This is a genomic window from Leucobacter japonicus (genome assembly GCF_001273855.1).
In the GTDB taxonomy this organism is placed as follows: Bacteria; Actinomycetota; Actinomycetes; order Actinomycetales; family Microbacteriaceae; genus Leucobacter; species Leucobacter japonicus.
Map to the genome: position 1 here is coordinate 177,025 of NZ_JHBX01000077.1, position 14,022 is coordinate 191,046.

The 14,022-nt window shown below is 65.6% G+C and carries 12 protein-coding genes; 3 read left to right on the top strand and 9 right to left on the bottom strand.

Annotation, left to right across the window (positions count from 1 at the left end):
• Nucleotides 1-5 precede the first annotated feature (5 nt).
• Genes gnd through sufB form a run of 8 tightly spaced genes read right to left on the bottom strand, consistent with a single transcriptional unit; the run spans nucleotide 6 to nucleotide 8,049 of the window.
• Complete coding sequence (gnd, locus tag AMS67_RS01995) at nucleotides 6-1,442, bottom strand: NADP-dependent phosphogluconate dehydrogenase (protein WP_053385862.1); 1,437 nt, start codon at nucleotides 1,440-1,442, stop codon at nucleotides 6-8.
• Nucleotides 1,443-1,464: 22 nt separating this feature from the next.
• A complete protein-coding gene (locus AMS67_RS02000; RefSeq protein ID WP_053385863.1) occupies nucleotides 1,465-2,394 on the bottom strand; it encodes a glucose-6-phosphate dehydrogenase assembly protein OpcA in 930 nt (309 codons plus the stop codon).
• Nucleotides 2,391-3,956 carry a glucose-6-phosphate dehydrogenase gene (gene zwf / locus AMS67_RS02005; protein ID WP_053385920.1) on the bottom strand — a complete coding sequence of 522 codons (1,566 nt, stop codon included), beginning with the start codon at nucleotides 3,954-3,956 and terminating at the stop codon, nucleotides 2,391-2,393. Before zwf ends, AMS67_RS02000 begins: the two co-directional genes overlap by 4 nt.
• Nucleotides 3,957-3,989: 33 nt before the next feature.
• Nucleotides 3,990-4,340 (bottom strand): metal-sulfur cluster assembly factor, encoded by a 351-nt coding sequence (locus AMS67_RS02010; protein ID WP_053385864.1) that lies wholly within the window; start codon nucleotides 4,338-4,340, stop codon nucleotides 3,990-3,992.
• 16 nt (nucleotides 4,341-4,356) lie between these two features.
• Nucleotides 4,357-5,115, bottom strand: coding sequence for a Fe-S cluster assembly ATPase SufC (gene sufC, locus AMS67_RS02015; protein ID WP_053353024.1), 759 nt, complete (start codon nucleotides 5,113-5,115; stop codon nucleotides 4,357-4,359).
• Nucleotides 5,112-5,444 carry a non-heme iron oxygenase ferredoxin subunit gene (locus AMS67_RS02020; protein ID WP_053353025.1) on the bottom strand — a complete coding sequence of 111 codons (333 nt, stop codon included), beginning with the start codon at nucleotides 5,442-5,444 and terminating at the stop codon, nucleotides 5,112-5,114. Before AMS67_RS02020 ends, sufC begins: the two co-directional genes overlap by 4 nt.
• A complete protein-coding gene (gene sufD / locus AMS67_RS02025) occupies nucleotides 5,444-6,631 on the bottom strand; it encodes a Fe-S cluster assembly protein SufD (RefSeq protein ID WP_053385865.1) in 1,188 nt (395 codons plus the stop codon). The genes AMS67_RS02020 and sufD overlap by 1 nt, the downstream gene beginning before the upstream one ends.
• The gene (sufB, locus tag AMS67_RS02030; RefSeq protein ID WP_053353551.1) at nucleotides 6,631-8,049 is read right to left on the bottom strand and encodes a Fe-S cluster assembly protein SufB; all 1,419 of its coding nucleotides are present in this window, start codon (nucleotides 8,047-8,049) and stop codon (nucleotides 6,631-6,633) included. Before sufB ends, sufD begins: the two co-directional genes overlap by 1 nt.
• 283 nt (nucleotides 8,050-8,332) lie before the next feature.
• Between sufB and AMS67_RS02035 the strand changes: the two genes are divergently transcribed.
• On the top strand, nucleotides 8,333-9,262 hold the full coding sequence (locus AMS67_RS02035) for a COX15/CtaA family protein (protein WP_241487961.1): 930 nt from the start codon (nucleotides 8,333-8,335) through the stop codon (nucleotides 9,260-9,262).
• 516 nt (nucleotides 9,263-9,778) lie between these two features.
• On the opposite strand, the gene AMS67_RS02040 is transcribed toward AMS67_RS02035, so the two are convergent.
• Nucleotides 9,779-10,711 carry a heme o synthase gene (locus AMS67_RS02040; protein WP_053385866.1) on the bottom strand — a complete coding sequence of 311 codons (933 nt, stop codon included), beginning with the start codon at nucleotides 10,709-10,711 and terminating at the stop codon, nucleotides 9,779-9,781.
• Nucleotides 10,712-10,795: 84 nt separating this feature from the next.
• Between AMS67_RS02040 and tkt the strand changes: the two genes are divergently transcribed.
• Both tkt and tal read left to right on the top strand, forming a co-directional pair.
• Complete coding sequence (tkt, locus tag AMS67_RS02045; protein ID WP_053385867.1) at nucleotides 10,796-12,883, top strand: transketolase; 2,088 nt, start codon at nucleotides 10,796-10,798, stop codon at nucleotides 12,881-12,883.
• Nucleotides 12,884-12,912: 29 nt separating this feature from the next.
• The gene (gene tal, locus AMS67_RS02050; RefSeq protein WP_053385868.1) at nucleotides 12,913-14,022 is read left to right on the top strand and encodes a transaldolase; all 1,110 of its coding nucleotides are present in this window, start codon (nucleotides 12,913-12,915) and stop codon (nucleotides 14,020-14,022) included.

Sequence of the window (14,022 nt, forward strand, 5' to 3'; positions counted from 1 at the left end):
CCGAACTACGCGCTGATCTCGGTGCGGTCGCCCGACCACAGTGTGTGGAAGCTGCCGTCGCGATCGGTGCGGCGGTAGGTGTGCGCTCCGAAAAAGTCGCGCTGCCCTTGAATGAGCGCCGCGGGCAGGCGTTCCGCGCGCAGCCCGTCGTAGTACGCCAGCGACGATGAGAAGGCGGGGGCCGGAATTCCGGTCTGCGTCGCGTGCACCACGACACGACGCCATGCTTCCTGCCCACGGGTCAGCGCCTCGGCGAAGTACGGTGCGCTCATCAGGAGCGGCAGGTCGGCCTCTGCGAGATACGCATCGGCGATGCGATTCAAGAACTGTGCGCGGATGATGCACCCGGCACGCCAGATACGCGAAATGGCTCCGAGGTCGATCGTCCAGTTATGCTCTGCAGCACCCGCGCGAATCTCGTCGAATCCCTGCGAATACGCAACGATCTTCGAGGCGTAGAGCGCCTGTCGCACGTCTTCGATGAAGGCGGCCTCATCGGCGACCGCGACGCCCGCGGCGGGCCCGGGCAGTGCCGACGCGGCGGCGCGCTGCTCCGGGTGCGACGACAGCGACCGGGCGAACGTCGCCTCGGCGATTCCAGACACCGGTACCCCGAGCGCGAGCGCGGTCTGCACCGTCCACGCCCCCGTGCCCTTCGCGCCGGCCTGGTCGAGAATCACGTCGACGAGCGGCTCCCCCGTTGCGGCATCAATCTGACGCAGCACCTCGGCGGTGATCTCGATCAGGTACGACTCGAGCTCGCCCTGGTTCCACTCGGCGAAGATGTCTGCGATCTCTGCCGGGGATTTGCCGGTGCCGCGGCGGATCAGGTCGTACGCTTCCGCGATGAGCTGCATGTCGGCGTACTCGATACCGTTGTGCACCATCTTGACGAAGTGCCCCGCACCATCGTGGCCGACGTGCGTGACGCACGGTTCGCCCTCGGCGACCGCAGCGATCGACTTCAGAATCGGGCCCAGCGTCTGCCAGGCCTCATCCGAGCCGCCCGGCATGATGCTCGGACCGTTGAGCGCGCCCTCTTCACCACCGGAGATGCCGGCACCGACGAAGTTGATCCCGGTCTCGCGCACCGCGCGCTCGCGACGAATCGTGTCGGGGAAGAACGCGTTGCCGCCATCGACGATGATGTCGCCCGGCTCGAACACCTCGACCAGGGCGTCGATCGTCGCGTCGGTCGCGGCACCTGCCTGCACCATGATGATCGCGGTGCGGGGGCGCGACAGCGATGCCGCGAACTCCGCGTAATCGTATGCCGCCACGAATCCGGCCTCGGGGTGCTCCGAGATCAGCGTCTGGGTGCGTTCCGGGCTGCGGTTGAGCACCGCGACGGTGTTGCCCTCGCGGCTCGCGAGGTTGCGTGCGAGGTTCGCACCCATCACGGCGAGGCCGACGACCCCGATGTTCGCTGCGCTGTCAGTCACGCTCGCTCCTTCGTCAGTGTGTTCAGTGCTGGGATGCGGCAGCGCGCGTGCGCGAGAGTTGCTCGAGCACGCGGCCGTACATCACGTCTTCATTGAGCCCGCGCAGTTCTTCTGCGAGGCACTCGCTCAGCGTGCGCCGCGGCAGCACGATCTGATGGGTGGGCTGGCCCGGCTGGCTGAGCGCCGCATGCGTCGGCGAGAGCCGCTTGAGCTTCGCTTCACCGCTCGCGCGCACCAGCTTCACCGAGTGCAACCCTTCGGCGTGCAGTGCACGATCGAGGAGGGTGCAGGTCGTGGGCACACCGAGTGCGAGCTCCAGCCAGGCCGCGAGCAATTCCGTCGAAGGGGACGCCTCCGACCCGACCACTTCGACCGCGGTGACCGGTTCGAACGGGGGCTGATCGAGTACGGCGGCAAGATACTCGCGCCACCGGGTCAAACGCGTCCACGCGAGGTCGGTGTCGCCGGCGGAGTACCCCGCGATGCGGGTGTCCCACCCCGAACCGTCCGGTGCTGCCGCGTCGGTGATCCTGCGCTGCCCGATGCGACCGAGTGGATCGGCGCCCGGGCGATCCGGGGCCTCATCGGGCCACCAGACCGCGACCGGGGCGTCGGGCAGCAGCAAGCCGGTGACCAGGCCTTCGACCCCGCTCGCGACATCGCCGAACGCGCGGAGCACGATGACGTCGCTCGCGCCCGCGTCAGCACCGACGCGGATCTCCGCGTCGAGACGTGCATCGGCGTCGGGAGTCGCCTGCAGCACGATGACCCGCATGGGGTGCTCACTCGAGGCGTGATTCGCCGCTTCGATGACGGACTCGTCGAGTTCGCCCGACGCCGAGATGACGAGCGTGAGCACGTGGCCCAACGCTGAGACGCCGCTCTCCTGGCGCATCGAGACGAGTCGGCGGGTGACGGCGCTGACGGTGGTGTTCGGCAGGCTCTCAATCATGGGCGTCTCCAGGTGCGACCGTCGCGGGCGAGCATCTCATCCGCGGATGCGGGGCCCCAGGAACCGGGAACGTAGGGCTCGAGCGATGCGTCTTGCGCTGCCCAGTGGCGCTCGATGGGGTCGAGGATGCGCCATGAGAGCTCCACCTCGCGCTGCCGAGGGAAGAGTGGGGCGTCACCCAGCAAGACGTCGAGAATCAGACGCTCATAGGCCTCGGGGCTCGCCTCGGTGAACGCGTGGCCGTAGCCGAAGTCCATCGTCACGTCGCGCACGCGCGTGCCGCTGCCCGGCACCTTCGCCCCGAACCGAATCGTGATGCCCTCGTCGGGCTGTACCCGGATGACGAGCGCATTCGAACCCTGCTCCTGCCGTTGCGATTGGCCGAAGAGTTCGCCGGGCTCCTTGCGGAAGACGACGGCGATCTCGGTGACGCGGCGCCCCAGACGCTTCCCGGTGCGGAGGTAGAAGGGCACGCCCGTCCAGCGACGCGTCTGCACGCCGAGCTTCATCGCGGCGAACGTCTCCGTGCGCGAATCGGGCGCCATGCCCTCTTCATCGAGGAAGCCGTTGACGAACTCGCCGCCCTGCCAGCCGGCCGCGTACTGGCCACGAGCGGTCGAGTGCTCCAAATCATCGGGTAGCACGACCGCTTCGAGCACTTTCTCCTTCTCGTCGCGCAGATGCTGCGCGGAGAGACTGATGGGTTGCTCCATCGCGGTGAGCGCCAGCAATTGCAGCAGATGATTCTGGATCACGTCGCGTGCTGCGCCCACGCCGTCGTAGTAGCCCGCGCGGCCGCCCACGCCAATGTCTTCCGCCATGGTGATCTGCACATGGTCGACGTAGTTCCGGTTCCAGATCGGCTCGTACATCGCGTTCGCGAACCGCAGCGCGAGAATGTTCTGGACCGTCTCCTTGCCCAGATAGTGATCGATGCGGAAGATCGAGTCGGCGGGGAACGCGGACTCGAGCACATCGTTCAGATCGCGCGCCGAGGCGAGGTCATGGCCAAAGGGCTTCTCGATGATGACGCGACGCCACCGTTGATCATCGGGTGTGCGATCGACCAGCCCCGAACTCGAGAGATGCTTCGCGACCTCGGGGAACGCCGTCGGCGGTATCGACAGGTAGAAGGCGTGATTGCCCATCGTGCCCCGCTCACGGTCGAGCGTCTCGACCGTGTCGCGCAGGCGATCGTACGCCTCGGGATCGTCGAACTGGCCCTGTACGAAACGAATGCCTTCAGCGAGCTGCTGCCAGGTGTCTTCGCGGAACGGTGTGCGAGCGTACTTGCGCACCGCATCGTGCACGATCTCCGCGAAGTCACGATCTTTCCAATCGCGGCGGGCGAAGCCGACCAGCGCGAAGCCCGGGGGCAGAAGCCCACGGTTCGCGAGGTCGTAGACCGCGGGCATGAGCTTCTTGCGCGACAGGTCTCCGGTCACCCCGAAAATGACGAGGGAGCTCGGGCCGGCAATGCGGCTGAGCCGCGGGTCGTCTGCTGAGCGCAGCGGATTGCCCGGCCGGGTGGAACCCGAAGATTCCCAGCCCGGACCGGGCACTGCGAAGGCGTCTGCCGTGTTGTTCACGCGGCGTTAGATCGCGAAGCCGAGTGCGCGCATCATGTCGCGCCCATCGTCGGTAATGCGCTCCGGCGTCCACGGCGGCATCCACACCCAGTTGATGCGGAACGCCGTGACGAGCCCGTCGAGCGCTTCAGCGATATCGTTCTCGATGACGTCGGTGAGCGGGCAACCCGCGCTGGTGAGCGTCATGCTGATGACGAGCGCATCGTGCTCCTCATCGAAGGCGAGATCGTAGATCAGGCCGAGATCGACGATGTTCACGCCGAGCTCGGGGTCAGACACGTTCTTCAACGAGTCAATCGCCTGCTCGCGGAACTCCGGGTCGATCGACTGCGGTGCCGTCGTGGTTTCCTCGCTCATACGACCAGCCTACGCCCTAGGCCGACTCGAGGAAGCGATCGTAACCCTCGTTCTCGAGACGATCGGCCAACTCGGGGCCGCCCTGCTCGGCAACACGGCCGTTGACGAACACGTGCACGAAGTCGGGCTTGATGTACCGGAGGATGCGGGTGTAGTGCGTAATCAGCAGAACACCGAGGCCGGTGTTCTCCTTGGCGCGGTTCACGCCTTCGGAGACGATCTTCAGCGCGTCGACGTCGAGGCCGGAGTCGGTCTCATCGAGCACGGCGAACTTCGGCTTGAGCAGTTCGAGCTGCAAGATCTCGTTGCGCTTCTTCTCGCCGCCCGAGAAGCCCTCGTTGACGTTGCGCGCGGCAAACGACTCGTCCATGCGCAGGTTGCCCATGGCTTCCTTGACGTCCTTCATCCAGGTACGGATGGCGGGCGCTTCACCGTCGATGGCGGTCTTCGCCGTGCGGAGGAAGTTGGCGTTCGTCACTCCCGGAATCTCGACCGGGTACTGCATCGCGAGGAACATGCCCGCCTGAGCGCGCTCGTCGACGCCCATTTCGAGCACCTCTTCGCCGTCGAGCAGGATCGACCCGCCCGTGACCTCGTAGCGCGGGTGGCCGGCGATGGCGTACGCCAGCGTCGACTTGCCCGAGCCGTTCGGGCCCATGATGGCGTGGGTCTCACCCTGCTTGATGGTGAGGTCGACCCCCTTGAGGATCTGCTTCGCACCCTGCTCGGTCTCGACGCTGACGTGCAGGTCCTTGATTTCCAGAACGGAGCTCATTGTTCAATCTCTTTCGTAACGTTGGGGTCGATGTACACGTCGCCGTCTGCGATCTCGACGGCGTAAACGGGAACCGGCTCATACGCCGGAAGGTTCTGCGGAACGCCCGTGCGGAGGGAGAATGCCGACCCGTGGGCCCAGCATTCGAGGGTGTCGCCCTCGACGAAACCCTCCGCGAGGCTGATCTGACCGTGGCTGCAGGTGTCGCCGATCGCGTGGATCTCGCCGTTGCCGTCGAGCACGATCGCGATCGGTACGTCGTCGACCACCACGCGGGTCGCCTGATCCTGCACCAGATCGCTCACGGCGAGCACCTTCTGCCTCGGCATCAGCGGACGGAGCCGGCGAGTTCGGCCTCGACCGCCGCCTGCAGGCGCTCCTCGGTCGCGGCATCACCGATCTGCGCGATGACCTCGATGAGGAAGCCGCGGACGACGAGCTTCCGCGCCTCTTCTGCCGAGATGCCTCGGCTCTGGAGATAGAAGATGTGCTCGTCATCGAAACGACCGGTGGCACTCGCGTGACCGGCGCCCTCGATGTCGCCGGTCTCGATCTCCAGGTTCGGAATCGAGTCCGCTCGCGTGCCTTCGGTGAGCACGAGGTTGCGGTTCTGCTCATAGCTGTCGGTGCCGGTGGCGTTGTTGCGGATGAGTACGTCACCGATCCACACCGTGTGCGCCCCCTCGCCTTGCAGGGCACCCTTGTAGGTGACACGGCTGCGCGTGTGGGGCGCATCGTGATCGAGGTAGACCTGGTGCTCGAGGTGCTGGCCCGCATCGGCGAAGTACGCGCCGAGCGCTTCGCCGTTCGCGCCCTCGTGGTCGAGGTGAATCGAGGGGTTCAGGCGAACGATGCTGCCTCCCAACGAGACGACGATGTGCGTAATCGAGGCATCGCGGCCCACCGTGGCGTAGTGGCTCGCGAGGTGGATCGCCTCATCGTTCCATTGCTGCACACTCACGACGGTCAGCTTGGCGCCGTCGCCGACGACGATCTCGACGTTCTCGGAGAGTTGCGCGTCGCCCGAGTTCTCGATGATGACCAGGCCCTGCGAGTGCGGAGCCGCCTCGATGATGGTGTGCGCCGCGCGCGGTGCGGCATCGAGTGCGTCACGCGTGATGATCGCGGTGACCTGCTCCTCCGACGAGATCGTCACGAGATGCGCTTCACCGAATGCAGACCAGGCCGCGGCGGCACCGCGCTCCTCGGGAATCCCGGCGCGGCCGACGCGTGCGTCATCGCGAGGAATCCACTCGGAACTGACTCCGGCGATCTCCGTCACCGATACCGGTACACGCGCACCGTCGAGGTCGCCGTGCAACACCACGTCGAGCTTCGCGACCGGGGTGTACTTCCAGACCGCTTCGCGGCCGGTGACCGCGGCGAAATCTGCGACATTCGTCGATTTCGGGCGATCCGATCGGGTCTGCACGGGCACGCGGTTGGCCCAGTCTCCGTCGGAATGCTCGGTCAGGCCGTGCTGAGCCGTTTCTTTCGTAGCGACAGCTTCGGTCATTATCCGACGGATCCTTCCATGCCCATCTCAATGAGCTTGTTCAGTTCGAGCGCGTATTCCATGGGCAGCTCGCGTGCGATCGGCTCGATGAAGCCGCGCACGATCATCGCCATGCCCTCTTCTTCGGCGAGGCCGCGGCTCATGAGGTAGAACAGCTGCTCCTCGCTGACGCGGGAAACAGTGGCCTCGTGGCCGAGCTCGGCGTCGTCGGTACGAATATCGATCGCCGGGTAGGTGTCGCTGCGCGAGATCGTGTCGACGAGCAGCGCGTCGCACACCACCGAGTTGGCGGAGTGGCGTGCGTTCGCCTCGATGCGGACCTCACCGCGGTAGCCCGTGCGGCCGCCACCGCGGGCGATGGACTTCGCGAGAATCGACGACTTGGTGTTCGGAGCGAGGTGAATCATCTTCGCACCCGTGTCCTGGTGCTGCCCCGGGCCGGCGAACGCAACAGAGAGCGTCTCGCCCTTGGCGTGCTCACCAGTGAGGTAGATGGACGGGTACTTCATCGTCACCTTCGAGCCGATGTTGCCATCGACCCACTCCATGGTGGCGCCCTCTTCAGCGATCGCACGCTTCGTCACGAGGTTGTACACGTTGGTGGACCAGTTCTGGATCGTCGTGTAGCGCACGCGAGCGTTCTTCTTCACGATGATCTCGACGACGGCCGAGTGCAGCGAGTCCGACTGATAGATCGGAGCCGTGCAGCCCTCGATGTAGTGAACGTAGCTGTCTTCGTCAGCAATGATGAGCGTGCGCTCGAACTGACCCATGTTCTCTGTGTTGATGCGGAAGTAGGCCTGGAGCGGGATCTCGACGTGCACGCCCTTCGGAACGTACACGAAGGAGCCGCCCGACCACACGGCGGTGTTGAGTGCGGCGAACTTGTTGTCGCCCGACGGGATGACCGTGCCGAAGTACTGCTCGAAGATCTCCGGGTGCTCTTTGAGTGCGGTATCGGTGTCGAGGAAGATGACGCCCTGCTCTTCCAGATCCTCGCGGATCTGGTGGTAGACGACCTCGGACTCGTACTGAGCCGCGACACCGGCGACGAGGCGCTGGCGTTCCGCCTCGGGGATACCGAGACGCTCGTACGTCTCCTTGATTTCCTCGGGCAGGTCTTCCCAGGTGGTCGCCTGCTTCTCCGTGGAGCGCACGAAGTACTTGATGTTGTCAAAGTCGATCTCAGAGAGATCGGCGCCCCATGCGGGCATCGGCTTGCGATCAAAGATCTGCAATGCCTTGAGCCGACGCTTCAGCATCCATTCGGGCTCGTTCTTCAGTGCCGAGATCTCGCGCACGACCTGCTCACTCAGGCCGCGCTTGGCGATCGCGCCGGCCTCGTCGCTGTCGTGCCAGCCGAACTCGTACTGGCCCAAGCCTTCGAGCTCGGGTCGGTCGATCAGTACCTCAGGCATGATCCCTCCCTCATTCTTCGTCTCGCACGGGGACCCGGTGTCGAGCCGGAGGGATCCGGCCTGACGGCGTGTGAGCTCGGCGAGCTCACGCACACATCGGGTTCCCTGCAGCGGTGCAGTATTCTGGGCCTCGGACGGGGCCGGAGCGATCCGATGCGGAGCATCGAACGCCCGACGTATCGTTCGCAACCACAGCTTCCCATTCTACAGGGTTCCGATAGTTTCGGTGGGATGTCCGCTCAGGGCTTCGCAAACTCAGGGGAAGCGCCCGAGAGGAGACTCGTTGTCCAGCGCGCCCATCGCCAGCACGTCCGCCCCCAGAGCCCCGCGCTCAGGGATCGGCACCCCGCCGCGGTTCCTGCGCGTCGTCGCCTGGATCTCGTTCGTGTTGAACACGGTCATCATCGGTACCGGCGGCGCGGTGCGCCTCACCGGGTCCGGCTTGGGCTGCCCGAACTGGCCGCTCTGCTCGCCCGGTTCCCTCGTACCGACCGAAGAACTCAGCTACCACTCCCTGATCGAGTTCGGCAATCGTACGATCTCGGGCCCGCTGCTGATCAGTGCGATCCTGGTCGTGATCCTCGCGTGGCGCATCCGAACCGCACGTCGCGACTTGTTCGTCATCTCGATCGTCGTGTTCGGGCTGGTGCTGCTGCAGGCGCTCATCGGCGGTGTCATCGTGTGGTTGCACCTCAACGCCAACCTCGTGGGCATTCACTACGTCATCTCGCTCGCGCTCGTCTGTATCACCGCGGCATTCCTGACGCGAATGTACGAACCGGGCACCGCACGCGAACGTGCGGTCCCGAAGGGGTTTGCGATCCTCACCCACGTGACAACGCTTTTCATGGCGATCACGGTGCTGTTCGGGGTGCTCACCACGGGCTCGGGGCCGCATTCGGGTGATGCAACTATTCAGCGCGACGGCGTCGATGCGACGCTCATGAGTCATATTCATTCCCTGCCCGGGTACGCCGCTTTCGCTCTGACGGTGGCCGTACTCGTGTGGGCGGTTGCCCGCCGACTCCGCCCGCTGAAGTGGACGCTCGTCTTGCTCGCCGCTCTGATCGTGCAGATTTCCGTCGGGGTCTACCAAGCGCGCCATGGCCTGCCTGAGCTCGCGGTCGGCGTGCACATGGTGCTCGCGGCGCTGACAGCGGCGACGATGACCGTCGTCGTGCTGCGCCTCAAGCGTCCGGTCTCGGCAGAGTAGCCCGGGGCTCTCCCCCGCATCGAACGCGCAAGAACTCCGCACTGCTATCGGGGCGCCAGGGAGGCGTCCACGTCGATGACCGCGAACGCGGTGACAGTGCGGTGACCCGTCTGAAGTGCTCACCACTGTGCAACCGCGGTTGATGCGCGAGCTCGCGTTGTTGTGACCCGTGTCGCGAGCCTGCGACCCAGTACAGGCCACGTCGAGCCTGCCGGTGCGGGGAACTCCGAGTTCGTGCAGCCTGCGGCATGACACGCCCGTAAGTGAGCAAATGCTGCCATTCTGCGCGCAGATACGGACGAAAAGCGCTCACTCAGCCGAGTGAATCGAGATGGCTTTCGACGACGTTCTCTGGTCGATGCGGCACCCTGCGAGTGAGGGTTCTTGGTGTTTCGAGAAGCCTGAAGTCAGCGAGGGATGCCCACCCGAGACATACGCGACAGAAGCCACAGACCCCGGCGCGCGGCCCCGAGTCACCGTCCAGGCGGAGCCGCACTCAGGTGCGCGCGGGCGTGCCTAGAACGGCAGCAGTGCGTCGATCGCGATGACCAGCGAGAGCACCGAGAGGTAGATGTTGGCCGTGTGGAAGACCTGCATCGGCTTCCCCGCCTCGCCGCGGATCGCGTGCGCGTACAGGCGGTGCGCCTGGTAAATGAAGTAGCCGCCGAAGACGATCGATGCCACGGTGTAGGTCCAACCCATATCTGCCACGGGAATGAGGAGCAGGCTCGCAGCGACCGTCGCCCAGGTGTAGAGAATCACCTGCAGGCCGACCGTGACCCGTCCGCGGACCACGCCGAGCATCGGCACTCCAGCGTTCGCATAGTCGTTGCGGTACTTCATCGAGAGCGGCCAGTAGTGGGCCGGCGTCCAGAGGAAGATTACGAGGAACAGTACCCACGCGGGCCAGTCGAGCGAGTTGTTGACGGCAGCCCAGCCGATGAGCACCGGGAAGCACCCGGCGATACCGCCCCAAACGATGTTCTGCTCGCTATGGCGCTTGAGCACAATCGTGTAGATGACCACGTAGAAGAAGATCGCGCCGGCGGAGAGCGCCGCGGCGAGCCAGTTCGTGGTGGCGGCGAGCCACACGACGGAGAGTGCGCCCATGACCCAGGAGAAAATAAGCGCGTTGCGATCCGAAATCTCGCCGGTGACGAGCGGACGGTTCTCGGTGCGCTTCATCTTGCGATCCATGTCGCGGTCGATGTAGCAGTTGAATGCGCCGGCAGACCCGGCGCTCATCGCCCCGCCGATGAGCGTTGCGAATACCAACCAGAGGTTCGGCAAGCCGCCCTGAGCGAGGATCATCGCCGGCACCGTGACGACGAGCAACAGCTCCATGACCCGAGGCTTCGTCAGGGCGACATAGTTCTTGACCGTGCGGCCGAACGAGGGTCGCCCGGCGGTAGCGCGGGCCTGAGTCTGGGCTGGGATCTGCGTGGACATCACCTCCTATGGTACCTCGCCGTTCGATAAGATTGTGCGAGGTGCGGCAAGGCTGCGCGCACGCTTCCGGTCGAAAGGGAACTCTTGGCGAACGAACTGCAGTGGAACGAACTCGACGATCGCGCAGTGGACACTGCGCGCGTGCTGGCGGCTGACGCCGTGGAGAAGGTCGGCAACGGTCACCCCGGCACCGCGATCAGCCTCGCACCGGTCTCGTATCTGCTGCATCAGAAAGTGCTGCGCCACGACCCGACCGATCCGAAGTGGGTCGGTCGTGACCGTTTCATTCTGTCCGTGGGCCACTCGTCGCTGACGCAGTACGTGCAGCTCTACCTCGGCGGCTACGGGCTTGAGCTCGAAGACCTCGAATCGCTGCGCACCTGGGGTTCGAAGACGCCGGGGCACCCGGAGTACGGTCACACCGACGGTGTGGAGATTACGACCGGCCCGCTCGGCCAGGGGCTCGCTTCGGCGGTCGGCTTCGCCTACGCGGCGCGATACGAGCGCGGGCTGTTTGATCCGGAGGCGGCGCCCGGCACGAGCCCCTTCGATCACTTCATCTACGTCATCGCCGGCGATGGCGATCTGCAGGAGGGCGTCACCAGCGAGGCGTCTTCGCTGGCAGGCCACCAAGATCTGGGCAACCTCATCGCGATCTACGATTCCAACCAGATCTCGATCGAGGACGACACCGATATCTCGTTCTCCGAAGATGTCGCGAAGCGCTATGAGTCCTACGGATGGCAGGTGCTCGAGGTCGATTGGAAGAAGTCCGGCGAGTACGTCGAAGACATCGCTGAGCTGCATCGCGCCATCACGGCTGCCCAGGCCGAGACGACGAAGCCGTCGCTCATCATCTTGAAGACGATCATCGGTTGGCCCTCGCCCGGGAAGCAGAACACCGGCGGCATCCATGGATCGAAGCTGGGCGCTGAGGAGCTCGCGGGCCTCAAGACCGCGCTCGGGTTCGACCCGGATCAGCACTTCGCAGTCGCCCCTGAGGTCATCGAGCACGCCCGCGAGGCCGTGCCCCGCGGTGCGGCAAAGCGGGCTGAGTGGCAGGTCGGCTTCGACGCCTGGGCCGCGGCGAACCCCGAGCGGAAGGCGCTCTTCGATCGCATCGAGGCGCAGCAGCTGCCGGCGGAGGCGCTCGACGTGCTCCCCAGCTTCGCACCCGGCGAGAGCATTGCGACCCGCGCTGCGAGCGGCAAAGTGCTCGCGGCCCTCGGCCCGGTCATGCCTGAGCTCTGGGGCGGGTCCGCTGATCTCGCGGGCTCCAACAACACCACGATTCCTGGTGTCCCGTCGTTCGTGCCCGCCGACCATTCCACCTCGACCTGGCAGGGCGATCCCTACGGCCGCGTGCTCCACTTCGGTATTCGTGAGCACGCCATGGGCGCAATCCTCAATGGCATCCAGTTGCACGGCAAGACCCGCAGCTACGGCGGCACGTTCCTGATCTTCAGCGACTACATGCGGCCCGCCGTTCGCCTCGCCGCGTTGATGAATGTGCCCAGTGTGTTCGTGTGGACGCACGACTCGATCGCCCTCGGTGAGGACGGCCCGACGCACCAGCCCATCGAGCAACTGGCGACGCTGCGCGCGATCCCGAACCTCGCTGTCGTGCGCCCGGCCGACGCGAATGAGACCGCGATCGCCTGGCACGAGATCCTCACGCGCACCGCGGGTCCCGCTGGTATTGCGCTGACCCGTCAGAATGTGCCGGTGCTGCCTCAGGGTGACGGATTCGCCACCGCGGCTCAGGCCGCCGAGGGCGTGCGCCGCGGCGCGTACGTGCTCGCCGACTCCCCCAGCGATTCGCTCGACGTGCTGCTCATCGCCACGGGCTCCGAGGTGCAGTTGGCCGTCGAAGCGCGTGAACGACTTGCCGCCGAAGGCATTGGTGCACGCGTCGTGTCCGCACCGAGCCTCGAATGGTTCGCCGAGCAGACCGCGGAGTACCGCGAGAGCGTGCTTCCTGCGAGCGTCACTGCTCGTGTCAGCGTTGAGGCAGGCCTCTCGCTCGGCTGGGAGCGCATTGTCGGCGACCGCGGCCGCTCCGTCTCGATCGAGCACTTCGGAGCATCGGCCGACTACGAGACCCTCTTCCGTGAATTCGGGATCACGACCGACGCCGTTGTGGCCGCTGCCCACGCGTCGCTCGCCGCCTGAATCTGCCCTCCCGAAAGGAACATCACGCGATGTCGAATACCCGTACCGCCGCCCTCAGCGAGGCCGGCGTCAGCATCTGGCTCGATGATCTCTCGCGTCGACGACTGGAGAGCGGCGAACTGGCGCGCCTGCTCGAAGACGTCAACGTCGTCGGTGTCACCACGAATCCGACGATCTTCGCGAACGCGATCGGCGGAGGCGACGGATACGGCGATCGTCTCGCCGACGCCGCATCGCGCGGCCTCGACGCCGACGCCGCGATCGTCGAGCTCACCACGGCCGATGTCGCCGACGCGTGCGACCTGCTTGCAGGCGTGTACGCGTCGACCAACGGTCGTGACGGCCGCGTTTCCATCGAGGTCGAGCCTGGCCTGGCACGCGACACCGCCGGCACTGCGGCGCAGGCGAAGCAGCTGTGGGCACGGGTCGACCGCCCGAACGCAATGATCAAGATCCCTGCGACTGTCGAGGGCCTCGATGCCATCACCGAGACGATTGCTGCGGGCATTAGTGTCAACGTCACGTTGATCTTTAGCCTTGAGCGCTACCGCGAAGTCATTAACGCATATCTGACCGGTCTCGAGCGCGCGCGCGAGGCGGGCATCGATCTCGCCGGCATCCACTCGGTCGCATCGTTCTTCGTCTCGCGCGTGGATTCCGAGGTCGATCGCCGACTGCGCGAGATCGGCACACCCGAAGCGCTGGCGCTCACCGGCCAAGCAGGCATCGCCAACGCGCGTCTCGCCTACGAGGTATTCGAGCAGTCGTTCGCGAGCGAGCGGGCCCGATTCCTGGTCGGTCTCGGCGCCAACCTGCAGCGTCCGCTCTGGGCATCGACGGGTGTGAAAGATCCCGCGCTTCCCGACACCGCATACGTCACCGGGCTGATCGCGCCGCACACGGTCAATACGATGCCCGAGGCGACGCTGAATGCGTTCGCCGATCACGGCGAAACCCCGGGTGACACGGTTACCTCGGGCTATGCGGAAGCGAACCAGGTGCTCAACGCGATCGACGCACAGGGCATTGCATATTCCGAGGTCACCGAACTGCTCGAGCGCGAAGGCCTGGAGAAGTTCGATGCTTCGTGGGCGGACCTGCTCGGCACCGTGGAGCGTGCGCTCCGCGAGGCACGCTGA